Genomic DNA, 23010 nt, shown 5'->3' with positions numbered 1-23010 from the left:
GGTCCTTCCCGGCTCAGGGCGGCAGTCCCGGGGCACTCTAGAGAGGCTTCCAGGCAGATCGCCACGGCGCTTCGCGCCTCGCGATGACGGGCCAGCACCGGCATTGAGAAGATCTTCAAGGTGAAATCATTCGAGCGCCGATCACCACCGAGAGCAGGTTTGAGCGCCTCCGTGAACTCCGTGTCCTCTGTGGTTAAACCGGCATGGATCTTCTTCGTGTGCTTCGTGGTGAAAAAGGCCTTTGATCCTTAGTCCGCAGCGTCTCCCTAGCGCTCGAATCGATAGATCAGGTCTACCGACTGCTCCGTCGTCCCGGAGGCGGTCTCGACGCTCAGGTTGCGGGTCAGTTCGTAGCGCAGCAAGACCTTCGATGTGTTGTCGAACAGCCCGATGGAGTAGCGCAGCAGCAGGCGCGGCGAGAGGTACAGGCCCAGTGTCAGCGCGCTTTCGTCCAGCCCGCCCTCGGTGTCCAGCTCCACCTCGTCCAGGCCCAGTTCGCGGCCGATGCGTTCGGTAATCACGGCCCCTTGTTCCAGCCCGTAGGCGGCTGCGGCAGCAGCGATCATGTTGCCATCGGATTGCGAGGCGCCGGATAGGGGGCGTCCAGTCAGCAGGTAGGACATCGCCTCGGTCTCGTCCATCGGCGGGTCCGAGATCACCCGCGAGCTCAGGTTGTCCGGCGTGCCGCGGATCTCCAGCCCGACGGTCACGTTGTATTCGCGCACGGTGCGTACCGCGCGCAGGTCCAGTTCCGGGTTCTCCGCCGGCCCCTGGAAGACCAGGCTGCCGCGTTCCACCCGCAGGTCCTGGCCGTAATCGCTGTACTCGCCTTCGGGGATCGTGATCTCGCCGAACAGTTGGGTCGGTTGCCCGGTGACCTCCTCGACATCCACCTCGCCGGCGAAGCGTGCGGTCAGGCCGAAGCCGTCGAAGCGCACGTCATCCCCCAGACGGATCCGAATGCGGATGTCGGTCTTGAGTCCCTGTGCCTCCGTGATCTCCTCCCCGAGGATGATCTCGTCGCCGGAGACGCGGATCGCTCCGGGCGGCAGATCCGGCGGACGGATGCGCGCCCAGGGCAGAAAGACCTCGCCGCGCACACGAATACCGTCGTCGGGGGTAAAGACCAGCTGCAGGTCCGGTGTAATGCGTGCCTCGGCGTCGATCCGATTGACCACCAGGAAGTCCTCGCCGGTCAGGTTCAGCTCGGCACGGGGCCCGGCGTCGCCGAGGTCCACGCGACCGTCGAGGTCGATACCGCCGTCCCCCGACTCCAGGCGGCCGGTCAGGGTCAGCTGTTCGGCCGAGACCACCCGGGCCGTGATCTCGGGAATGACGATATCGATGCCGGCCTCGGGGATCAGGACCCCGCCGTCGCGGAACGCCACTTCGCCCTCCACCAGTGGCGCGTCCAGTCGTCCGCCGAAGTCGAGGCGGGCGTTGAGCGAGCCACGCAGGCGCTGGATCTCGGGGCTCAGAGCCGCGAGCCAGGACAGGTTATCGAGGTGCGCCTCGAAGTCGCCGTCAATACGCAGGTCGTCGCCGTCCGGGCGCAGCTGGATGTCGCTGCGCGCCGTCCCGCCATCCAGGAAGTCGAGCCGCAGGGAGGCGTCCACGTCGCGATCGCGCACCCGGGCGGTCAGCCGCACATCGCGGTAGGGCACCTCCTCCAGGTCTCCGTCCTCGTCGCGCACGACCAGGTGGCCATCGGTCGGGGTCACGGTCAGGTCGGCCGTCACGGTGCCATCGGCTTCCATACGGCCGCTGGCGTCAGCATTCAGCTGGCCCGCGATAGCGAGTTCCGGCGGCAGGAAGGGTTCCAGCCAGGCCAGGTCCACCGCCCGGGCCTCGGCGGCGAACTCGGCCCCTGTCGCCGCATCCCAATCCCCCTCGACGCACAGCCGTCCGTCGTCGCGTGCCAGGCACAGGCGCTCCAGCCGTGCATCTTCCGGCCCGCCTTCCAGTGCGACCGGTTCGGTCAGTTGCCAGGGGCCCCCCGCGGGTTGGTCCAGATTCAGCCGTGCGATCTGGCCGCGCCAGTGGAGGGTGTCGGGGTTCAGTTCGCCTTGCAGCGCCAGATCCAGCGAGCCCAGATCCCCGGCATCGGCCGCCAGTGTCACGCGATGCCCGTCGATACGACCGGAGGCGCCTAGGCGCAGGGTCTCCACGCGTGTGCCGTCGGCCAGCCCGAGGCCGGTCAGGCGCAGGTCGATCTCGGCCGGGGCGGCGACCTCGAGGCCGGCGTCGGCCCCCAGCTCCAGTTGCTCCAGGGTGATATCCGCGAGTCGCAACCCCGCACCGGTTCCGCGTGCCGCCACGCGCGGCCGATCGGGTTCTCCGGTGATGTGTGCGTCGAGCTCTAGTCGGCCGGCGAGGTCGGGCCAGAGCCGGTCCAGCTCCGGGGCATCCAGGCGCAGCTCGAAGTCCAGGGCCTCGGTCCATTCGCCGTGGGCGGTCAGGGTGTTCCGGCCCAGCGCCAGGTCCAGCTGGTCCACTCGTAGATTCTCCCCCTCCAGCTGCAGTTGGCCCTGACCGGATACGGGCTGGTCGCGCAGCGTACCCTCCAGCCGTTGGAGTTGGGCCTGCACGCGGGGGGTGCCGTCGGCGTCGAGGTGCCCCTGGCTGAGCAGGGCGAGGGCGATCTGGCCGGGGGCCTCGGCGACCACCAGCGACGGATCCAGCCCGTCGCCTTCCAGTGCGAGGTCCCAGCGCAGGCCCTCGGACCAGTCGAGATCCCCATTCAGGGCGAGCCGGGCACCTGTGTCGGTGGCGAGTTGCAGCCGCTCGATCTCGCCACCCGTCTCGGTCAGCGCGATCAGTGCATCGCCCGTGATGTCGATCCCGCGCAGTCGGGCGCGCAATGGGTCCAGGGCAAGCTGCGCGCTCAGGGCGCCGCTGGCGGGGGCGTAGTTGCCGTCCAGCACGAGTCGCAGTTGCTCGATCTGCCCGTCCAGCTCCGAGTGCAGGCGCGCCAAATCCGGGGCCTTCAGATCCAGCCCGAGGTCGAAGACGACGCGGTGGTCGGGATCGGTCAAGTCGCCCGCCAGGCCTGTGGCCGAACCGCTCAAGTCCAGCTGTGCGGTATCGCGGATCGTCAGGCGGGTGTCCTCGATCCGCGCCTGACCATCGACCAGCCAGGCGTTCAGGCTGCCGGTGATGGGTTCACCCTCGTAGTGCCCGGTCAGCTCGTCAAGGGTGACGCTCGCGTCCAGGGCCGCCAGAGGCGGGGTGTCGGTTCCCAGCGGCAGGGTGCCCTGCAACCGTCCCTTCAGGCGTTCGACCCCGGCATTGAACTCCAAACCCATTCCGGCGGGGGTCAGGTCCTCGGCCTCCAGGGTGAGGTCCCAGTCCAGGGTGTCGCCAAAGCGAATGGGCCCGGCGAGCGTGACCCGCCCGGCCTCGGAGTCGATATCCAGGGCTTCGATCTCCAGCGATTCGAGGTCCCCGTGCGCCCGGGTGTTCAGCGCCAGGCGGGGCCAGGGCGTCAGGGTGGCCGCGGTCTGCAGATTCAGCGCCCAGTCCTCCGGAGTCCCCTGCAGGTCGAGGCGGCCGCCCTCCAGGGCGATGTCCTGTTCCGGGTCGAGGTGGTAGGTGAAGGGTTGCCACTGCGCCGCCAGTTCCAGCGCAGGGGTGGTGAACAGTTCGTGGGCGTTGGCCTGCAGGTTCAGCTCGATCCCGGCGCGCAGGTCATGTTCGAGCTGCACACGTTCGCGCAAGGCCCCGGTGATCTCCAGCTTGCCGCGCGCCTCGTCCGTGCCCAGGCCCTCGGCCAGGGCCACGGGCAGGGGCGCCTGCCACTGACCCCGCAGGTGCACGGGGTAGTCGCCATCGGCCTCGAGCGATCCGGCCAGTCGGGCCCGGACCTCCGGCATGTCCAGCTCCAGCGCGTGTAGCTCGATGCGCGAGCCGCTGGCCCGCGCATCGGCCGTCAGGCGGGTGATCGAGGCCAGGGGTTCGCCCGCCAGCAGGATCTCCATGTCCTCCACCTGGAGCTGGCCCAGGCGCACCGCCAGCGGCAGCCGGAAGGAATCGGGCAGGGCGAAGGGTTCGTCCGCGGGTGGCGCATCCGGGTCGGGTGGTGGCAGGTCCACGCGCAGCCCGGTGGCGGCCAGTATCCGGATGTTAAGCTCGCCGCGGAGCAGGCTGCGGGCGCTGATCCCGACGCGCCCGGTGGGCAGGTCGATCACCGCGCCGTCGGGCAGCGCGAGGTGCAATCCGTGCAGGTGCAGCTCGGTGAACAAGGTCCCCTCGACCCGGTCGATGCGGAATTCGACGGGGGCCAGGCGCTCGCCCTGTTCGACCAGCCAGCGGGTCCCCGATTCGGTCGCGAGCAGGGCCCCGAGGGTGCCCAGCAGGATGATCACCAGGGTAAGGACCGTGGAGAGCCCCCACAGTGTGCCGCGCAACAGGGGTCTCAAAGGTCCGGACCCATGGAGAAGTGGATGCGAAAGTCATCGTCCGAGTCCGGCCCGTGGGCCAGGTCCACGCGGAGCGGGCCGACCGGGGAGCGCCAGCGCACACCGACCCCGACGCCGTAGACGGGGTCGAACTCGTCCCACTCGTTGACGACGTTGCCGGCGTCGACGAAGGCCGCGGCGCTCCAGTTGCCGACGACCGGGTAGTCGTACTCGAGGCTGCCCACTACCTTGTGGCGCCCACCAATCACGTCGCCGCTGTCGTTGCGTGGCCCGACCCGCTGGTAGCCGTAGCCACGGATGCTGGCATCGCCCCCGGCATAGAAGCGCAGAGAGCTGGGGAGGTCGCTGACCGAGTCCACGTCGGTGAAGCCGGCATCCACGCGGGCCAGCACCCGGCCGGTGCCGAGGCCGCGGACCACCTTGCCGCTGGCCAGGACCTGGGCGAACGAGATGCTGGACAGGATCTCTTCGCGCGCGCCCTGAACGGTGGTCTCGAAGCGGTAGCCGCGGCGCGGGGTCATCGGTTCGTCCGCTTCCATGCGGCTGATCCGGTAGGACGGGATCAGCAGGTTGCTGCGCCCGCTGTCATCCTCGCCGGCGGTGTAGTCCTCGTACTCGTAGCGCAGCCCCTCGGTGGTCTGCCAGCCGCTGCGGCGCTGCAGGACCCGGTTGGCGCCGACCTGGAAGCGATCGGACTGCTGGGTGTCGGTGTCTTCCGTGCGATAGGTGGTGAACAGGTTCAGGCGTTCGCGCAGCGGGTCGCGCAGCGGGATCTCGTAGTTGTAGCCGATCCCGGAACGCACCGGCGACGCCTCGATCTCGGCCTGGTAGCGATGGCCGATCCGGTTGGCGTAGCGATGTTCGTAGCGCAGCCGGATACGCGGGCCGATATCGGTGGAGTAGCCGATGCCGGCCTCGTAGCTATGGCGTTTGCGCGGCTCCAGTTCGACCAGGATCGGGACCTGCAGTCCCTCTGCCGCGTCGCGTTGCGGGCGCACACGGACGCCGCCAAAGTAGCCGCTGTCGTTCAGATTGCGCTGCAGCGCGATGATCTGCGCCGAGCTGTACGGGTCACCCGCCGCGAACGGCACCATGCGCTGGACGAAGTCCTCGGAGAGGATGTCCTGGTCGATGTGGACCCGCCCCACGCGGTAGCGATCGCCGGTATCCATGTGCAGGCGGATGGTCGCGCTGCGGGTGTCGCGGTCCACTTCCAGGCGTCGGGTGTGGAGATCGGCGTCGAAATAGCCGCGATCCGACGCGATCCGCGTCATGCGGTTGCGCAGGGCCTCGTAGCGATCATGGCGCAGGGTGTCGCCCTCGCGGATCTCGGTCTGGCTGAGCACGGCCTCGAAGCCGAGATCACCGGCTCCCTCGCCGGTGATCTGCAGGTCCACCTGCTCCACCGTGGTCGGCGGGCCGGGATCCAGGGTGATGCGGATATCCCAGCAGGCCTCGTGGCGTTCGAAATCGAGATCCAGCTCGGGGTCGTAGAAACCGATCGCCCGCAGGGCATCGGTGGCGCGCGCCGCGGTGTCGCGCAACACGCGGCCCTCACGAAACCCGGGCAAGTCGCAGGGGTGGCGAGCCAGGTTGATGCTGTTGCGGATATTGCTGCGCTGAGCGTCGGTACCCCCCTCGATCTGCAAGCCGGGGGTGGAGCCATCCTGCGCACCGGCCGCCCCCGGGATGCCCGCCAGTGCGACGAGCAGCATCGCAACCACGCCCAGCCCGGTGCGGGCCGGGCGGCGGACAACAGGGGCGCGGGCGTGGGTCATGAAACGATGATAGCGGTTGCGGAATGGGGAGCGTGTCGACATCGGAACGCGCGAAATCACGCGAGTTCCCGCTGGGCCTGCACCAACGACCCTGGCGGGCTGCGGAGCGCGCCAGGGTCAGGAGGCCGGGCAGTCGACCCCGCTGCCGCGCGAGAACACTACCAGGTGGGTGAAGTCGAGGCGCAGGCGCACGTGCTCGCCGATGACGAAATTGTCGTGGCTGGGCGCCATGCACAGCACGCTGAGGCCGTCCGGCAGGCGCAGGGTGTAGAGGAAGTCCGCCCCGCGGAAGGCCTTGTCGAGGATCTCGGTGCGGATGGTGCCCGCTTCGTTGTCGATCGCGATGTCGTCCGGACGCACGAGGACGTCCACGGCGGTGCCGGGCGGCAGCTGTTCCGACAGCGTGCCCTCGATCTGGCCAAAGGCGGTATCGACCACGTGTTCGGCGCAGACCATGCCGGGGATCAGCGTACCCTCGCCGACGAAGTCTGCGACGAAACGATCCGCCGGGCGATGGTAGAGGTTGTAGGCAGTGTCCCACTGGGCCACGCGGCCCTGGTGGATCACCGCGATGCGATCGGCGAAGGCGAAGGCCTCGTTCTGGTCGTGGGTCACGAGGATGGCGGTGGTGTTCTCCGCGCGCAGGATGCGCCGGACCTCGCGGGCCAGTTCGCTGCGTAGCTCCACGTCCATGCTGGAAAACGGCTCATCCAGCAACAGCAGCTTGGGCCGCGGGGCCAGGGCCCGGGCCAGGGCGATGCGTTGCTGCTGGCCACCGGACAGGGCGTGCGGGTAGGACTCGCCATAGCCCGGCAACCCCACCAGCTTGAGGAGCGAGCGGATGCGCTCGTCACGATCCTTGCGGCTCCAGTGGCGGATGCCGAAGCCAATGTTGTCGGCCACGCTCAGGTGCGGGAACAGGGCGAAATCCTGGAACACCATGCCTACCCCGCGCTTCTCCGGCGGGATCGTGCTGCGGGCATCGCTGACGCTGCGCCCGTCCAGCTGGATGCTCCCCGCCATCAAGGGCTCGAAGCCGGCGATCGCCCGTAGCAATGTGGTCTTGCCGCAGCCGGAGGGGCCCAGCAGGCAGCCGATCTGGCCCTTGGGCAGGGCCAGGGAGACCTGATGGACCACGGCGGTACCGTCATAGCCGATATCCACTCGATCCAGGGCGATCAGCGGGGTATGGGGCACCTGCAGTGTGGTTTCGATGGGCTGGGTCATGGCGTATTCGTCGTGCCTGCGGGCATGGCGAGGGGTTTTTGCGGCGATTCTTCGTCCGCCGCGCGGGTCGGGCCCTGCTGGCCGGGGCGCGAGCGGCCGATGGTCACGGACAGCAGGATAACGGGAACCAGCCCGACCAGCACGATGGCCAGGGCGGCGCTGGAGGATTCGGCCAGGCGCTCGTCACTGGCCAGCTCGAAGGCGCGCACCGCGAGGGTGTTGAAGTCGAACGGGCGCAGGATGAGCGTCGCCGGAAGCTCCTTCAGGACATCGACGAAAACCAGCAGCAATGCCGTCAGCAGGGTGCCGCGCATGATCGGCAGGTGTACCCGGGTCAGGGTCTGCAGTGGACGCATCCCCAGCGAGCGGGCGGCATCGTCCATGCTCGGCTGGATCTTGCCCAGCCCGGCCTCGACCGTCTGCAGCGAGACGGCGAGGAAGCGCACGGCATAGGCGAACAGCAGGGCGAACAGCGTGCCCGATAGCAACAGGCCGGTGGACACCCCGAAGGTGTCGCGCATGAAGCCGTCCAGGGCGTTGTCGAAGGCGGCGAACGGGATCATCACGCCGATCGCGATCACGATGCCGGGTACCGCGTAGCCCATCCCGGCGACGCGCACGGCAGCCGCGGTGAAACGCCCGCCCTCCATGCGCCGTGCATAGGCGAGGACCAGGGCCAGGACGACCGCGATCACGGCCGCGGCGATGGCCAGCCAGAAGCTGTTGAAGACCAGTCGCCCGAAGGCCGGGTTCATCCATTGTTCGGTGGTCTGCACGGTCCACAGTCCGAGCTGGAGGGCCGGCAGCAGGAAGCCCAGCAGGACCGGAAACAGGCAGCCGAGGAAGGCCGCGGTGGCCTTCCAGCCGCGTAGCTGGTAACGCGGCAGGGTCGAATAGCGGCGGCTGGTGTGATGGAAGCGCGCCTTGGCCCGCGACCAGCGTTCCAGCACGATCAGTACGAATACGAAGGTCAGCAGCACGGCCGCGAGCTGGGCCGCTGCGGCCGGGTCGCCCAGGGCGTACCAGGTGCGGAAGATGCCGGTGGTGAAGGTGCTCACGCCGAAGTAGGCGACCGTGCCGTAATCGGCCAGCACTTCCATCAGCGCAAGGGTCAACCCGGCGATGATGGCCGGGCGCGCGAGCGGCAGGGCGACCCGGCGAAAGCCACCGAACGGGCCGGCGCCCAGAGTGCGGGAGACCTCCAGCACGCAGACCGACTGCTCGAGGAAGGCGGCGCGGCTGAGCAGGTAGACATAGGGGTAGAGCACCAGCGTCAGCATGGCCATGGCGCCGCCCAGCGAGCGGATCTCGGGGAAGTAGTACTCGCCGTATCCCAGTCCCGTGAGCTCACGGATCAGGCTTTGTACCGGACCACTGAAATCCAGCATGCCGGTGTAGGTGTAGGCAATGATGTAGGCCGGCATGGCCAGCGGCAGCATCAGTGCCCACTGGAAGATCGAACGGCCGGGGAACTCGCACACGCTGACCAGCCAGGCAACCGGCACCCCGATCACCAGCACCCCGATCCCGACGCCAATCAGCAGGGCCAGGGAGTTGACGACATAGTCCGCGAGGACTGTCTCGCGCAGGTGGGTCCAGACCTCGCCGGCGGGGATGAACACGTGCCCGAAGATGACCAGGATCGGCAGGGCGAGTGTCAGCGCTACGACGATGGCGACTGCCGACCACGGGCTGAACGGCAGGCGCTGGCGAACCGCGGGGTTCGCAGGCGTCGCGGGCGGGTTGGTGGTCTGGGCGGTCATGGATTGCGAATAATAAAGGTTCTTGTTTCGAATACCACTATGGCCGCCTTGTGACTGGCGGATTGTCGAGGCCATGTGCCGCGACCCCGGTCGCTACACCGCGCCTCATGCCCGGCCCTGTGCCCTCCCCGCGTTCTGTGGTGCCCAACAGAACGCCCCCGGAGGACCGGGGGCGAGAGTGAGTGGGGTGTCGTGGACGAGCATCAGCGCCAGCGGACGCGGTCCATGATGCGTACGGCCTCGGCGTTGTGGTTGCCCAGACGGTAGAGCTCGATGTCGTCGGACTGGAATTCGCCGAAACTCTGGAGGATGTCGCTGGCCGGTACGTCGTCGCGGATCGGGTATTCCTGGTTGACCTCGGCGTACCACTCCTGCGCCTCGGTGGAGGACAGGAATTCCAGCAGGCGAACCGCGTTGTCCCGGTTCGGGGCATGCGCGGTGACGCCGGCGCCACTGATATTGACGTGCGTGCCGCGGCCGTCCTGGTTGGGCCAGAACACCCCGATCTGCTCGGCGACTTCGCGATCACGGCCCTCGCCGTCCAGCATCAGGCCCAGGTAGTAGGTGTTGGCAATCGCGACGTCGCAGACCCCGTCGGCCACGGCGCGGATCTGATCGCGGTCACCGCCCTGCGGCTGGCGTGCCATGTTGGCCACGATCCCGGCGGCCCAGTCCTGGGCGGCCTCGGCGCCCTCGGTGGCGATCATCGCGGCCACCAGCGACTGGTTGTACACGTTGCTGGAGGAACGGATGCAGATCCGGCCCTCCCATTGCGCATCGGTCAGGGCCTCGTAGGTGGAGAGTTCCGCCGGATCCACGCGGTCCTTGTGGTAGAGGATGGGGCGCGCGCGCGACGACAGGCCGAACCACTGTCCGTCCGGGTCGCGGTAGCGCTCCGGGATATTCTCGCGCAGCACGTCCGATTCGACCGCCTGCAGCACGCCGGCCTCGCTGGCCTGGTGCAGACGCGCCGCGTCCACGGTGATGAAGAGATCGGCGGGTGAGTTGCGACCCTCGTGGCGCAGGCGCTGCAGCAGGCTGTCCGCCCCGCCGGTCACCAAATTGACGGGGATGCCGGTCTGATCAGTGAAGTCGTCCAGCAGCGGCTTGATCAGGTTTTCCTGGCGCGCCGAGTAGAGGTTGACCTCGTCCTGGTCGGCGGGGCTGCAGCCGACCAGGGGCATGCTGACGGCGATGGCGGCGGCCGTGGCGATCAGCCAGGCAAACGGGCGAAAGTTCATGGCGAGCGGACCCTCGTGTGGATTCATGCGGCGGATAGCCGTGTAGACGAGAACGATTGTTATTTGTGTTCTCATCCAAGTCAATACCCCGCGACCGGTACGTGGCATGGGGTGGCCTCCCCGGGTCGCAACGCTGATACGCTTGGCACATGGACAAGCCCCTGCCCGAATCCCCCGCTCGCCTGTCGTCGCCGCTGGAGCAGGAGGTCCGCGATCTGCTGGCCGAGCTGGACGAAAAGCTCGCCTGGCCGGACACCTTCCTGGCGTCGACCCCGGCCCCGTTCGCCTTCAGTCACTACCTGGTGCAGACAGTGCGTCAGCATCCGGGGTACTTGCTCGAGGCGCTGGATCCACACGGCCAAATACCGGCTTGTGACGATGCGGACTTCGAGCGCACGCTGCAGGCGCGCCTGGAGGCCGTGACCGACGATGCCGGGCTGCGTCACGCGCTGCGCGAAACGCGGCATCGCGAGATGATCCGCATCGCCTGGCGCGACCTGGCCGGGCACGCCGACCTCGACGAGGTCATGCACGACCTGAGCCGTCTGGCCCGCTCCCTTATCGAGGGTGGCCTGCAATGGCTGGACCGCCATTTGCAGGAGCGTTACGGCCAGCCGCGCAGCCCCGCGGGCGAGGCCCTGTCCATGGTGGTCCTGGGGCTCGGCAAGCTGGGTGGCAGCGAGCTCAACTTCTCCTCCGATATCGATCTGATCTTCGCCTTCGAGGAGGCGGGGGAGACCGATGGCAAGCGCGTGATCGAGAATCAGGAATTCTTCCAGCGCCTGGGGCGCCAGCTGATTGCAGCGCTGTCGGACGTGACTGCGGACGGCTTTTGCTATCGCGTGGACATGCGCCTGCGCCCGTTCGGGGATTCCGGACCGCTGGTGATGCACTTCGACGCGATGGAGGACTACTACCAGGCCCACGGCCGCGAGTGGGAGCGCTACGCCTTGATCAAGGCGAGTCCGCTGGCGGGCGACCCGGAGGCCGGGGCGCGCCTGATGCGCCGGCTGCGCCCGTTCATCTACCGGCGCTATCTGGACTACGGCACGCTGGCCAATCTGCGCGAGCTGAAGCAGATGATTAACGACGAGTCGGCGCGGCGCGGTCGCTTCGAGGACGTGAAGCACGGCGAGGGTGGGATCCGCGAGATCGAGTTCATCGCGCAGTCGTTCCAGTTGATCCGCGGGGGGCGCGACCAGGGGCTACAGCGGCGTGACCTGCTGGGCGTGATGACGGCATTGCAGGAGCGCGACCTGCTGCCCGGCTACGCCGTCGAGCAGCTGGAACGTTCCTATCGCTTCCTGCGTCGGGTAGAAAATCGTTTGCAGATGCTGAATGAACAGCAGACCCACCGTCTGCCCTCCAATGGCCAGGACCGGCATCGACTGGCGCTGTCGCTGGGGTTCGACGACGAGGCGGCCTTCGAGATGGCGCTGTTGCGCGAGCAGCGGCGGGTGCATGCTCACTTCGAGCAGGTATTCAGTGCCCCGCAGCGTGCGGACGGGGAGGCCATGGAGGCCTCGCCCGAGACCGGGCGCGAGCAGCAGCTCAATCGTTTGTGGCAGGGCTCGCTGCCGGAGGCGGATGCCCGGGCGGTGCTGGAGGCGATGGACTTTCAGGATGCGGACGAGGCTCTGCGCGGGATTGCCGATCTGCGCGAGAGTCCGGGCGTGCGCGCGATGAGCGTGACCGGGCGCCAGCGCCTGGACCGCCTGATGCCGTTGCTGATCGGGGCGATCGCGGAGATGGATACGCCGGATGCGGTATTGCCGCGAGCGCTGCAGATGGTGCGCACGATTGCCCGGCGCTCGGTGTACCTGTCGCTGCTGGTGGAAAACCCCCTGGCGCTGTCGCAGCTGGTCAAGCTGGTGGCCGCCAGCCCGTGGATCAACGAGCAGTTGACCCGCCACCCGGTGCTGCTGGACGAGCTACTGGACCCGCGCGCGCTGTACGCGCCGCCCGATCGTGACGGGCTGCGCGAGGAGCTGGAGGCCGAGCTGGCGCAGTTCCCCGGGCAGGACCACGAGCAGATGCTGGACCGGCTGCGCCAGTTCAAGCAGGTGCAGACGCTGCGCGTGGCGGCTGCCGACATCATGGGCTTTCTGCCGCTGATGAAGATCTCCGACCATCTGACCTGGCTGGCCGAGGTGCTTCTGGAGCGGGTGCTGCAGCTGGCCTGGGACAAGATGGTGGAGCGCCACGGCGAGCCGCAGTGCGGGGCCACGGATGCGCGCCGCGTCGCGCGCTTTGCGGTGATCGGGTACGGCAAGCTGGGTGGCTTCGAGCTGGGCTATGGTTCGGATCTGGACGTGGTGTTCCTGCACGACAGCGAGGGCGACGAGGCGCAGACCGCGGGGCCCAAGGTGATCGACAACACCGAATTCTTCGCTCGCGTCGCCCAGCGGGTGGTGCACCTGCTGGGGGCCTTCACCCCGGCGGGGCGCCTGTACGAGGTGGATACCCGGTTGCGGCCCAGCGGGACCGCGGGTCTGCTGGTCAGCGGCTTGCAGGCGTTCCGGCGTTACCAGGACGAGTCGGCCTGGACCTGGGAGCATCAGGCGCTGGTGCGTGCGCGCTTCGTAACCGGGTATACCGAACTGGGCGAGCAGTTCGATGCCCTGCGTCGCGAGGTGCTGACTCGTGAAAGGGATACCGATGCACTGCGCGCCGAGGTGGTCGAGATGCGCAACCGCATGCTGGCCGAGCACGCCTCGAAGCGGGGCCACGGCTTCCATCTCAAGCGCGACCGGGGCGGTATCACTGATATCGAATTCATGGTTCAATACTGGGTTTTGGTATCTGCTCACGATCATCCCGCCGTGTGTGACTGGCCGGACAAGATCCGCACGCTGGATGCACTGGGGCGCGAGGGCGTGATCGACGCGGCGTTGAGCGAGTCGCTGGCGGATGCCTACCGCGATCTGCGCAACCGCATCCACCGCCTGACGCTGGCGGGCCTGGACGCCCGGGTCGAAAAGCCCGACGACGAGCTCTGCGCCGTGCGCGATGGCGTGATCGATGCCTGGAATGACCTGTTCGGCGAGCCGGAATCGGCCGCGAACGAGACCACATAGAGGAACAAGACAATGTCGATGGCCGACCGCGACGGGGTGATCTGGCTGGACGGGCAGATGGTGCCCTGGCGCGAGGCGAAGACCCACGTGCTCACCCACACGCTGCACTACGGCATGGGGGTGTTCGAGGGCGTGCGCGCGTACAAGACCGAGCGCGGCCCCGCGATCTTCCGCCTGCAGGACCACACCCGGCGGCTGTTTAACTCGGCCAAGATTCTCGGCATGACCATCCCCTATACCGCCGAGGTGCTGAACGATGCCCAGATCGCGTCCGTGCGCGACAACGGGCTGGAAAGCGCCTACTTGCGTCCGATGTGCTTCCTCGGTTCCGAAGGGATGGGCCTGCGCGCGGACAATCTCCTGGTGCATGCGATGGTTGCGGCCTGGCACTGGGGCAGCTACCTGGGCGACGAGGGTATCGAGAAGGGGATTCGCATTCGCACCTCCTCTTTCAGCCGGCACCACGTGAACGTGACCATGTGCAAGGCCAAGGCCAATGGCAATTACATGAACTCGATGATGGCCCTGCAGGAGGCCACCCGCTGCGGCTACGACGAGGCCATGCTGCTGGATACCGAGGGCTACGTGGCCGAGGGCAGTGGCGAGAACATCTTCATCGTGCACGACGGCATGCTGTTCACCCCGGACCTGACCTCCGCGCTGGACGGCATCACCCGCCGCACGGTCATCGAGCTGGCGCACGAGGAGGGGCTGGAGGTCATCGAGAAGCGCATCACGCGCGACGAGGTGTACATCGCCGACGAGGCCTTCTTCACCGGTACCGCCGCCGAGGTGACCCCGATCCGCGAGGTCGACGATCGCCCGATCGGCTCCGGTACCCGCGGGCCCATCACCGAGCGCCTGCAGTCGCGCTACTTCGATGTGGTGCAGGGCCGGGACAGCCGCCACGAGGGCTGGCTGACCTTCGTCTGAGACGCCCAAATTTTCCGTCAACCGGATGCGAGAAAAACCATGGTGAACCCCGATACCGCCCACCACCAGGATCAGTACCCGACCGCGAACGCGCAGACCGAAATCACCGTCACGCGCAAGGACCTGCCGCTGCACTGCCCCACGCCGACGATGGCGCTGTGGTCCTCGCACCCGCGCGTCTTTCTCCCGATCGACGAGACCCCCGACGGCCGCTACCTGTGCCCCTACTGCGGCACCCAGTTCATCCTGAAAGACGACGACTGATTTCCGCGTGACCGGGGGCGCGGGCCAGATCCGGTCCCTGTCAGTTACCTCGGTCAGTCCCGGGAGTTCGCTATTTCCGCTGCCAAGGCCTCTTCGGCTCGCGCCCAATAGGTATCGATCCAGGGAGTTGGGCGGATCTTCTTGTAGAGCCTTTTCCGCCAGCGTTTTTCCGGCCACTTTCCCTCCAAGGCGTCCGGAGGGTTAGGCGATCCCGGGAATGCGACCACACGGGCTCCGTCGGGTATCGCCGGCGTGCGCCAGAAGCGAGCGGGCCAGGCCGGGACGCAATGGACCTTGAACAAAGCGCACCACGCGTCCGGCCAGAACAGCAGGGAATCGATCTCGCGGCTGATGTAGGTTTGCTCGTTGCGATACTGCCTGCGGAAGCGGTCGAAGTCCCCCAGTAGCCGTTCGAGCAGATAGCCATGAACCCCCATGCGGAATCGGAACACGGACGTATTGCCAATCCCTTTCCCGGGCTGGGTCCAGTTTTGCATCACGACGAAGGGGTGCTCGGGTTCGTACTCGAAAAACGGGTCGAGTTTGCCGGTGATCACGACATCCAGGTCCAGAAAAAGCCAGTCGCCGCCAAGGCCCGAGAGGGATTCGGAATCAAGGTAAAGCGCCATTTTTCGCCATGTTCCGTATCGCCATGGCTCGGGGATGTCGATCGAGGGGCAGGGGTGGGTCTCCACTTCCGGTCGAATGCCATTCGGATCGTCTGTGAGGCAAACAAAGCGAAGGGGGCCGGCCGTATTCCGGCGGATGCTCGCATAAAGCCGGTTGACGTAGTCCGGCCCGTACATTGTCCCCCACTTCATGCACAGCACTTGTTTCGGGGAAGGTGTGGCTTTGAGGGTGTGATCATTCCGTTCCATAATTCTGTGGGGCTCCTTCGGACAAACTGGGAGGCTCGCGCGACTTTCGACGTTGGAGTCGTTTCTCCCCGGATTGTCCCCCAAGCGTGTCGATGTGTCAGGGGCATGAGGAAAGTCGGCGGCTTGGGAGATATGATCGTCCGCCACTAAATGTCCGGGTATCGTCAGGTATGAGCTTGAATGCTGGCCAAGTTTGGATAGATGCGCGAGGTCAGCTAGACCGTCAATATTTCGCGGTCTTAGGTCTCACGATGTTTGCATTGTTTGCGCTTCCGTTTGGAACGGGGGTTTTTCTTCCGCTTGTGTTTCTGGCGCTCGGGGGATTGGGTTTGGCGGCCCGGCACTCCCGCACGATCTGGGTGGAGCGCTGGATTCGCTGGGCGTTGCTGCTCTTGTTGGCGCTCTGGGTGCCGCAGTTGGTGTCACTGACCGTGGCGGTCGATTTCGACCGAGCCCTCCGGACAGCCCTGACCTATCCATTGTTCGCGATTGCGATACTTCCTCTGCTGTGGGTTGCCCGTCGCCGTGATGTGGCTACACCCCTGTTATACGTTGTGCTGGCGCTGGCCGTATTCTGGTCGCTCGACGGGGTTTTTCAGTTTGTTACTGGTGCAAACGTGCTGGGCTATCCGTACAACGGGCGCCGGATCGACGGTCTGTTTCACCCGAACATGCGCCTTGGCATTGTGCTGGCCCACTTGCTTCCGTTCGTCCTGGAGGCATCCCGCCGGTTGGCTTCTCGCAATCGCCTGGCCGCGGTATTGCCCCTGATCGTGGTCATCGCGATTCTCCTCTCGGGTTCCAGGGCTGCCATGCTGGCGACATTGATCACGCTGGTTGCCTACGGCGCCTTTCTGATCTGGTTCTACCGCTTGCGAATTAGGACCGTGTCAGCCTTCGCCCTGGTGCTTGTGCTGGGCGTCGCGTTGGCGCTGTGGGTGTCACCGGAAACCCGGGACCGGCTGGTGGTCATCTCCAAGATGTCCGAGTTCAGTCTTGAGGGTCTGGATCAGGCGACGGCGAAGCGCGGGACGATCTGGCTTGCTTCCTGGCGCGTGGCGATGGATGAGCCGATCCTTGGCGTGGGTGTGCGAGGGGTCGAGCCGGTGGCGGAGGCGCGAGGCTACTCTGACATGCCATTCGCGCATATCCATCTGTATTTTCTTGATGTCCTGGTCTCGACCGGGGCTGTGGGATTGTTCGCCTACCTCGCGGCATTGCTAGGGATTCTTTCGGCGTTGTGGCGGCGTGCGAGAGAGCATGGGGCCGTTGATTCTCCTGATGTTCTCGTAGCCGGTGTGGCGATCTTTGTGGCTCTTAACCCCATCAACGTCCACTGGACTGTCTACAGTTCATACACGACAGCGGTTCTCTGGCTGGTGGTCGCTCTTGCGCTGGCACCGCTCATTCAATCAAGCAATCAGAGGCCCGTGCCTGAGCGCGGCGGCGAGGGGATGGGTGAGAGAACCGGGCCTGGCGCGGGTGGCCACCAAGAATGAGCAGCGCCTCCGACTGGCGTGATCGCGTGTGACCAACATGTCCACCCTCTGAGTCCGGCTTGTCTTAAAGAAGCTCTCGGTAGACGTCGAGGGTTTGTCCTTGCATCTCGTCGAGCGTAAACCCCCTAAGATGCGCTGGCCGCGGGGCGGAGCCTTTCAGCCAATCAGATATCCTGTCTGCTGCCAGTTCGGGCCTGCATGGCGGGATTGTTCCCTCGCCGAACAAAGCGGCCATCTGCTCACCCACGCCTCCGTGATCGTAGGCAATCACGGGTCGCCCCAGGGATAGAGCTTCGAGCGAGACCCGGCCAAAAGCCTCTGGCTCGCGCGAGAGCGAAAGTACCGCGAACGACATCGCCATGATCTCCCGAAGATCGGAACGCTGTCCCAGCCAGGAGATGTGGGATTCCAGTCCCCGTTCTTGGATTTCCTGGCGCACTTCGGCTTCGTAGCGCTGGCGGCGTCTTTCCGTTCCTCCCACAACAAGGCCATGGACGTGGAGGTTCCGCTTGATTAGGGAATCCATGACCTTCACGAAATCCAGTTGCCCCTTCCATCGCGTGATGCGACCGGGGAGCGTTATAAGCGCTCGATCGCGGGCGTGCGCCGGAAGGGTTTGGAAGAAGCCCTCAATCCAGTCATCGCCTGGCTTATGGCCATAAGGGAACTCACTGGGATCCACGCCTCGATGGATGACGCGAATACGTTCTGTCGGGCATGCCGGAAAGTGCTTCTGAATGTAGGCCGAGATGCTCGTAGAGACGGCAATGACGCGGTCCCCGCGGGTCATAATCGAGCTGTATCGGCCGGGGCTGTAAAACCCGTGGAAGGTCGTGACCAGGGCCGGGCGTTCAGTCCGGGGCATGCCCTGTAACGCGCGCCATACGATCCATGCGGGTACGCGGGAGCGGACGTGTACCAGGTCTACTTCCTGTTCGCGTATGAAGTTGCGCAGCGGGCGCACCAGGCGCAATGACCGCAGGGACTTTTTGCCCACCGGCCAGGTGAAGTGCTGGCTCCCTTCGGCTTCCAGCGAAGGAGCCATGCTGCCCCCGCCGGACATGACCAGGGAGCGTTCTCCTGCAGCCTGGATGGCACGAGCCATTTCCAGGGTACCGCGTTCCACGCCGCCGGATTCCAGGGCGGGCAAGACTTGCAGAATAGTTGCCATGGGGCTGGCTTCCTCGTGGAGTAGTGCGTTTCTTTGCGCTAATTGTTCTGGTGCCCGAGGTCGGGTCTAACTCAGGTACAGGATCGAGTTGGACCGTGAGCGGCTCTGGATTTGGTAACCATGCTCCCGAAGCAGGGCCAGGACGTCTTTTTCCCAGATGTGCCCGTGACAGCTTTCTATAACGATGCATCTAGGATGCAGCGATGGAGCCGCGTCCCGGAAAAACGGTTCCAGGGCCTGGTACTCGTATCCTTCGATGTCGATCTTGAGGCCGTCGATGCGTTCGATTCCGGCATTGGTGAGTACATCCAGAAGGGGCTCGGTCTGGACCTCAACCGTGTTGCCCCGTGACTGTTCCGACGGATTGAGCGAGGCGGAACCCAGTCCTTCGGCCAAGTGCAGCATGGCGGTACCGTTTGGGCCAATGGCCAGCGGGAGGGCTTGAATTGCCTCGGCAAAGCGATTGCATTCCAGGTTGAACAGAAGTCGACGGAATGTCGGAGGGTTGGGCTCAATGGCTAGGACCTGGCGTGCCCCGGCGGCCGCCACGTGCAGGCTGTAGTATCCGGTGTTGGCGCCGATATCGATGAACGTGCCGTCATCGCATGCGTTCGCGAGATGCTCCAGTTCCTCGCGGTCGTAGACCTTCGATGAAAGGAGTATTTTCGCGTCGGTGACATTGTCCCGAACGTTGAGCCGATACCGGATGCCTCGTCGTTCGATATCGACGGTGGTTGGAAGGCGGCTGTTCCAGAATCTTCTGAGCTGGCGCGACAACGTGCCTCGTGCCAGCCCTAGACGCACGATCCAGAGTAAGGCGTGGGCAAACCCCTTGGGGCGATATGTGCCAAACGGGGTTGTATCAGGGTCCGATAAGGGCCCGTCTGAAGGTGTCATGGCGTTGGCCTGGGTAACGGTGGATCTTTGGGGGGTGCGATATCGGAATTGTCGCCAGTCTAGCAGCCTGTTTGAACGCTGTTTTTTGTGGAATCCCCCTAGTTTGCACTACACTGTGCGGCGTTGTTGAATTTAGTGGAAAAAGAAATGGATACCGCCGCTGAAGTAGCAAGTCAGGTCGAGGCGTCGCTTCGGCGCGCGCGGTCGGAGGCGTATCCGTATCGGCGGTGGTATCCGCAGGCGATACTGCCCGAGGCGGCGGCGCGCGCGGTGGAGGCGCTGCCGTTCGAGCCGCCCGCGATTGGTGACACCGAGGGCAAGCGTGAGACGCACAACAGCTCGCGGCGCTTCTTCGACGTCGAGAACCGGCGGGCCTCCGATGTGTGCGAAAGCGTTGCAGCGGCGTTCGAGAGCCCGCAGGTGCTGGATGCGATCTACGAGGTGTGCGGCGTGGACGTCAGCGGCAACTACCTGCGCATCGAGCATTGCCTGGATACCGAGGGTTTCTGGCTGGCACCACATACCGATCTTGGCGTGAAAAAATTCACCATGCTGCTGTACCTGTCCACCGACCCCGGCTACGAGAGCTGGGGCACGGACGTGTACGTGGACGCGGACACGCACTACGAGACGGCGCCGGGCACATACAACAGTGCGTTGGTGTTCGTGCCGGCCGACAACACCTGGCATGGCTACCACCTTCGCCCCCTGGAAGGTGTGCGACGCTCGTTGATCATCAACTATGTGACCGAAGAGTGGCGCAACCGCCACGAACTGGCCTCTCCCGACACACCTGTGCAGCGCCGCGTGCCGGCGTGACCGCAGGCCAGGCGACGAACGCTTCATTGTGACCGAGGCTTACTGCTGGACACTGACGACCGGCGAGGCCGGGATGACCAGTCAGGTCCGTGGCCTGGCCGAAGCCGTGGGGCTGCCCTACGAACACAAGACAGTGGGGCTGCGTCCGCCCTGGCGCTGGATGCGCGGTTCCTTCGCGCCCGGCGTATTGCGAGGGCTCACATCCGATAGCGATTCCCTGGCGCCGCCCTGGCCGCGCCTCTTGATCTCCTGCGGGCGCCGCAGTGCCACGGTGGCCGTGGCACTGCGGCGCGCCAGCGGGGGTGCCATCATGACCGTGCATATTCAGGATCCACAGATCGCCCCGCGGCATTTCGACTGGGTGGTGCCGCCGCGCCACGATGGGCTGACCGGCCCGAACGTGATCGCGACGCGCGGCGCCCTGCACCGGGTGACGGCCGAGCGGCTGGAGGCGGCGCGTGCGGACCTGGGGGATGCCTGGGCTGCATTTCCCCGGCCCTGGATCGCGGTGCTGATCGGGGGTGCCACCCAGCGGGGAGATCTGGGCCAGGAGCGGCTGGATGCCCTGATCCGTGACCTGCGTTCGGCGGCCGGAGCCTCTGGGGGTAGCGTGCTGGTGACCCCTTCGCGGCGTACGGGCGAGGCCAGTACCCGACGACTGGTGGAGGGGTTGGCGGATGTCCCGGGGTTTGTCTGGGGCGGGCAGGGAGAGAACCCCTTCATGGCGATGCTGGCAACGTCCGACCACATCGTGGTCAGTGCCGATTCTGTATCCATGGTCTCGGAAGCGGCGGCGACCGGTGTGCCGGTGTACACGGTGGCCCTGGGGCCACTCGGTCGTCGCCTGCAGGCCTTCCATTCCGCTCTGGAGGCGGAAGGGGTAACCCGGCCATTCACCGGCGCGCTTGACCAGTGGGCCTACACGCCAGTGAATGACACGCCGAAGGTGGCGGCACATATCCGCCGCGAACTGGGGCTAGAAGCTGGTGCCGCACCAGAATCCGTGTCTCTCTCGCCGTGATTTCTAGGTGGGGTGTCCACGGGGTTTTCCGGAAGTGTCAATTTTTGGCTTGTGGCCACGAAAACTGAGGGCCGGAGAAAAATACCAGCTCCAAAATTGGACAGTCTATCCGCTTGTGTCCAATAGAGAGGTCGTACGGGGGCGCTTCGGAGCCACCCGGGCTACTTTTCGGCTCGTTCCGGGTAGAAGAGGTAGTCCTCCTCTCCCTCGATCAAACCCTCGACGGGGCGCTTTTCTCCTGACCTTTCGATCACGGCGGCTCGATAGCCGAGGTTGGTTAGGAAATCGAACACTGTCTCGGGTTTGTACCCCATACGTGCGGTGGAAGTGGAAATCAGCTCACAGTAGACATGAGGTTGAAGCTCTTTCAAGGTCTTTTCTGCGCCCTGGAGGATCTGGAATTCGGCCCCCTCCACGTCCATCTTGACGAAGTCGAGGCGCGCTAGCCCCTGCTCGGCTACATAGGCATCCAGGGTGAGGGTTTCCACGGGCTCCACGATGTAGTCTCGCCGCACCTCGTCGCCAAAATGCGCAAGTCCGATACCCAAGCGCCCGGATTCCTTTATGGGAATGCTTAGCTTCATGTGCCCCGCCTGATTTGAAAGCGCGCGTGATTCGATATGGACGTTTTGGAATCTATCGACCACTCGTTCGAGGATGGAGCGAGTGTATGGTACCGGCTCGAAGCAGTGGACCATGCAGCTGCCGTTGTGGATCACGGCGAACTCTTTGGCCAGATAGCCAAAGTGTGCGCCAACATCAAAGATTACCCCTCCCTCGGGAATGAAGCCTGCAAGGCGACGTACTCGTGGGCGCTCCTTGGGGTTCTGGCGGGCCTTGAGATAATGCAGCCACCAGGCAAAGCGCTGGCGCCAGTGGGAGTAAACAGCCTCTTTGGGCAATTCCATCGCTTCGTTATCCATTAGGGTTTGGGTAAGGAGTACGGCCAGCACCTTTGCGGGTGAGTGCCGGAGTTGGAGCCTTCCGGAGGGGCTCTTGCAATGGCCCGGGCAGTATAACGGCAGGCGGCTCGCCATGATCATTGTGGCTGGCTTATTGTCTCCTGCTCGGAGGCAGCCTTCGAGATTCCACGCTAGGGCGCGTAGGGGTCGGGCAGGCCCGCGCGTTTCTTGAAGCGCTTGTGGGTCCAGAAGTACTGCCCCGGGGCATCCATCACGGCTTCTTCGATGATGTGGTTGATGCGCAGGGTGTCGGCGTGGGCGTCCTCGGTGGGGAAGCCCTCTACCGGGGGGTGGATGGTCACGACGTAGTGGCCGTCTTCGCGCCGGTAGCCGAAGAAGGGGAGGACCGGGGCGCCGCTGACCCGGGCGATGCGATGCGTGGCGGTCTGCGTGTTCGCGGGTTCGCCGAAGAACGGGACCAGCTCGGTCTGGCGCCCGCTGGTGGCCTGGTCGGGTGCATACCACACCGGCATGTTCTCGCGCAGGGTGCGCAGCAGTCCCTTGACGTCGTCGCGTGCGATCACGCCGGCCGTGTGGCGGTTGCGATTGACCTTGAACAGGTAGTTGATCAGCGGGCGTTCGTTGGGGCGGTACATCGCGGCAAACTCCCGGTGCAGCGCCAGCAGGCGCCCGCAAAGCTCGAGTGTGGTGAAATGGGCGCTGACCAGCAGGGCCCCCTTGCCTTGCTCCAGTGCCTTGTCCAGATGTTCCAGCCCGTGGATTGTGTAATGCCCCTTGAGTTGCGCGTCGCGTCCCCACCAGGCCATGGCTATTTCCAGGACACCCATTCCGGCCGCCTCGAAGTGCTCGCGCAGCCACTGTTCGCGCCGTTCCGGCGGCTGGCCGGGAAAACACAGTTCGAGGTTGGTGCGGGCGATCGCGCGCCGCTTGCGGCCGTAACGGTAGAACAGCCGCCCAATGCCGCGCCCAAGCGCTTGTTGCCAGCGGATGGGCAACTGGATGACCAGCCGAGCCAGGCCGATCACCGCCCACATGGGCCAGGTAGCGGGGCCGCGGGGCGGGCGTTCGGTCGCGCTCGGATGTTCGGGGCGGGCCGTCACG

Annotated in this window: 16 protein-coding genes; 6 read left to right on the top strand and 10 right to left on the bottom strand. The window is 65.7% G+C overall.

All coding sequences use genetic code 11. The features are described 5' to 3' along the window. Positions 1 to 266: 266 nt before the first annotated feature. The 5 genes from D579_RS0108080 to D579_RS0108060 form a co-directional block, all read right to left on the bottom strand. A complete protein-coding gene (locus D579_RS0108080) occupies positions 267 to 4406 on the bottom strand; it encodes a translocation/assembly module TamB domain-containing protein (protein ID WP_018951655.1) in 4140 nt (1379 codons plus the stop codon). An 8-nt stretch (positions 4407 to 4414) separates the two neighbouring features. Continuing rightward, positions 4415 to 6238, bottom strand: a complete 1824-nt coding sequence (locus D579_RS0108075) for an autotransporter assembly complex family protein (protein ID WP_018951654.1) — start codon at positions 6236 to 6238, stop codon at positions 4415 to 4417. Positions 6239 to 6313: 75 nt separating this feature from the next. Next, on the bottom strand, positions 6314 to 7423 hold the full coding sequence (locus D579_RS0108070) for an ABC transporter ATP-binding protein (protein WP_018649635.1): 1110 nt from the start codon (positions 7421 to 7423) through the stop codon (positions 6314 to 6316). Beyond that, positions 7420 to 9186 carry an iron ABC transporter permease gene (locus D579_RS0108065; RefSeq protein WP_018145217.1) on the bottom strand — a complete coding sequence of 589 codons (1767 nt, stop codon included), beginning with the start codon at positions 9184 to 9186 and terminating at the stop codon, positions 7420 to 7422. Before D579_RS0108065 ends, D579_RS0108070 begins: the two co-directional genes overlap by 4 nt. 203 nt (positions 9187 to 9389) lie before the next feature. Next, a complete protein-coding gene (locus tag D579_RS0108060; protein ID WP_018951653.1) occupies positions 9390 to 10427 on the bottom strand; it encodes a Fe(3+) ABC transporter substrate-binding protein in 1038 nt (345 codons plus the stop codon). A 149-nt stretch (positions 10428 to 10576) separates the two neighbouring features. Between D579_RS0108060 and glnE the strand changes: the two genes are divergently transcribed. Genes glnE through D579_RS0108045 form a run of 3 tightly spaced genes read left to right on the top strand, consistent with a single transcriptional unit; the run spans position 10577 to position 14701 of the window. Further along, positions 10577 to 13504 (top strand): bifunctional [glutamate--ammonia ligase]-adenylyl-L-tyrosine phosphorylase/[glutamate--ammonia-ligase] adenylyltransferase, encoded by a 2928-nt coding sequence (gene glnE, locus D579_RS0108055; RefSeq protein WP_018951652.1) that lies wholly within the window; start codon positions 10577 to 10579, stop codon positions 13502 to 13504. A gap of 12 nt (positions 13505 to 13516) precedes the next feature. Beyond that, positions 13517 to 14437, top strand: a complete 921-nt coding sequence (locus D579_RS0108050; RefSeq protein WP_018951651.1) for a branched-chain amino acid transaminase — start codon at positions 13517 to 13519, stop codon at positions 14435 to 14437. A gap of 39 nt (positions 14438 to 14476) precedes the next feature. Continuing rightward, entirely contained in the window at positions 14477 to 14701 is a 225-nt protein-coding gene (locus tag D579_RS0108045) for a zinc-finger domain-containing protein (protein WP_018145221.1), read from the top strand. A gap of 53 nt (positions 14702 to 14754) precedes the next feature. On the opposite strand, the gene D579_RS0108040 is transcribed toward D579_RS0108045, so the two are convergent. Next, positions 14755 to 15579, bottom strand: coding sequence for a hypothetical protein (locus tag D579_RS0108040; protein ID WP_231376849.1), 825 nt, complete (start codon positions 15577 to 15579; stop codon positions 14755 to 14757). A gap of 251 nt (positions 15580 to 15830) precedes the next feature. Here D579_RS0108040 and D579_RS0108035 point away from each other — a divergent pair, with 251 nt between their 5' ends. Continuing rightward, the gene (locus D579_RS0108035; RefSeq protein WP_231376848.1) at positions 15831 to 17078 is read left to right on the top strand and encodes an O-antigen ligase; all 1248 of its coding nucleotides are present in this window, start codon (positions 15831 to 15833) and stop codon (positions 17076 to 17078) included. Between the two features lie 64 nt (positions 17079 to 17142). Here D579_RS0108035 and D579_RS0108030 read toward each other — a convergent pair whose 3' ends face one another. Both D579_RS0108030 and D579_RS0108025 read right to left on the bottom strand, forming a co-directional pair. Further along, entirely contained in the window at positions 17143 to 18249 is a 1107-nt protein-coding gene (locus tag D579_RS0108030) for a glycosyltransferase family 4 protein (protein WP_018951649.1), read from the bottom strand. A 66-nt stretch (positions 18250 to 18315) separates the two neighbouring features. Further along, complete coding sequence (locus tag D579_RS0108025) at positions 18316 to 19026, bottom strand: FkbM family methyltransferase (RefSeq protein ID WP_018649641.1); 711 nt, start codon at positions 19024 to 19026, stop codon at positions 18316 to 18318. Positions 19027 to 19293: 267 nt separating this feature from the next. Here D579_RS0108025 and D579_RS0108020 point away from each other — a divergent pair, with 267 nt between their 5' ends. Further along, on the top strand, positions 19294 to 19965 hold the full coding sequence (locus D579_RS0108020; protein WP_018649642.1) for a 2OG-Fe(II) oxygenase: 672 nt from the start codon (positions 19294 to 19296) through the stop codon (positions 19963 to 19965). Positions 19966 to 19993: 28 nt separating this feature from the next. Further along, complete coding sequence (locus D579_RS0108015) at positions 19994 to 20986, top strand: mitochondrial fission ELM1 family protein (RefSeq protein WP_018951648.1); 993 nt, start codon at positions 19994 to 19996, stop codon at positions 20984 to 20986. Between the two features lie 161 nt (positions 20987 to 21147). On the opposite strand, the gene D579_RS0108010 is transcribed toward D579_RS0108015, so the two are convergent. Then, positions 21148 to 21909 (bottom strand): FkbM family methyltransferase, encoded by a 762-nt coding sequence (locus D579_RS0108010; protein ID WP_231362658.1) that lies wholly within the window; start codon positions 21907 to 21909, stop codon positions 21148 to 21150. Positions 21910 to 22079: 170 nt separating this feature from the next. Next, the gene (gene lpxL, locus D579_RS0108005) at positions 22080 to 23009 is read right to left on the bottom strand and encodes an LpxL/LpxP family Kdo(2)-lipid IV(A) lauroyl/palmitoleoyl acyltransferase (protein ID WP_255346793.1); all 930 of its coding nucleotides are present in this window, start codon (positions 23007 to 23009) and stop codon (positions 22080 to 22082) included. Position 23010 lies beyond the last annotated feature (1 nt).

Origin of the sequence: Thioalkalivibrio sp. AKL12 (assembly GCF_000377925.1) — a bacterium.
GTDB lineage: Bacteria > Pseudomonadota > Gammaproteobacteria > Ectothiorhodospirales > Ectothiorhodospiraceae > Thioalkalivibrio > Thioalkalivibrio versutus.
This window is presented reverse-complemented; position numbering and strand designations above follow the sequence as displayed.

Excerpts from the sequence above, each read along its gene's own strand:
- D579_RS0108045 (WP_018145221.1), top strand. The coding sequence starts at position 14,477 with ATGGTGAACCCCGATACCGCCCACCACCAGGATCAGTACCCGACCGCG.
- D579_RS0108040 (WP_231376849.1), bottom strand. The coding sequence starts at position 15,579 with ATGGAACGGAATGATCACACCCTCAAAGCCACACCTTCCCCGAAACAA.
- D579_RS0108020 (WP_018649642.1), top strand. The coding sequence starts at position 19,294 with ATGGATACCGCCGCTGAAGTAGCAAGTCAGGTCGAGGCGTCGCTTCGG.
- D579_RS0108065 (WP_018145217.1), bottom strand. The coding sequence starts at position 9,186 with ATGACCGCCCAGACCACCAACCCGCCCGCGACGCCTGCGAACCCCGCG.
- D579_RS0108050 (WP_018951651.1), top strand. The coding sequence starts at position 13,517 with ATGTCGATGGCCGACCGCGACGGGGTGATCTGGCTGGACGGGCAGATG.
- D579_RS0108070 (WP_018649635.1), bottom strand. The coding sequence starts at position 7,423 with ATGACCCAGCCCATCGAAACCACACTGCAGGTGCCCCATACCCCGCTG.
- D579_RS0108035 (WP_231376848.1), top strand. The coding sequence starts at position 15,831 with ATGTTTGCATTGTTTGCGCTTCCGTTTGGAACGGGGGTTTTTCTTCCG.
- glnE (WP_018951652.1), top strand. The coding sequence starts at position 10,577 with ATGGACAAGCCCCTGCCCGAATCCCCCGCTCGCCTGTCGTCGCCGCTG.
- D579_RS0108030 (WP_018951649.1), bottom strand. The coding sequence starts at position 18,249 with ATGGCAACTATTCTGCAAGTCTTGCCCGCCCTGGAATCCGGCGGCGTG.
- D579_RS0108010 (WP_231362658.1), bottom strand. The coding sequence starts at position 21,909 with ATGGATAACGAAGCGATGGAATTGCCCAAAGAGGCTGTTTACTCCCAC.
- D579_RS0108060 (WP_018951653.1), bottom strand. The coding sequence starts at position 10,427 with ATGAACTTTCGCCCGTTTGCCTGGCTGATCGCCACGGCCGCCGCCATC.
- D579_RS0108075 (WP_018951654.1), bottom strand. The coding sequence starts at position 6,238 with ATGTCGACACGCTCCCCATTCCGCAACCGCTATCATCGTTTCATGACC.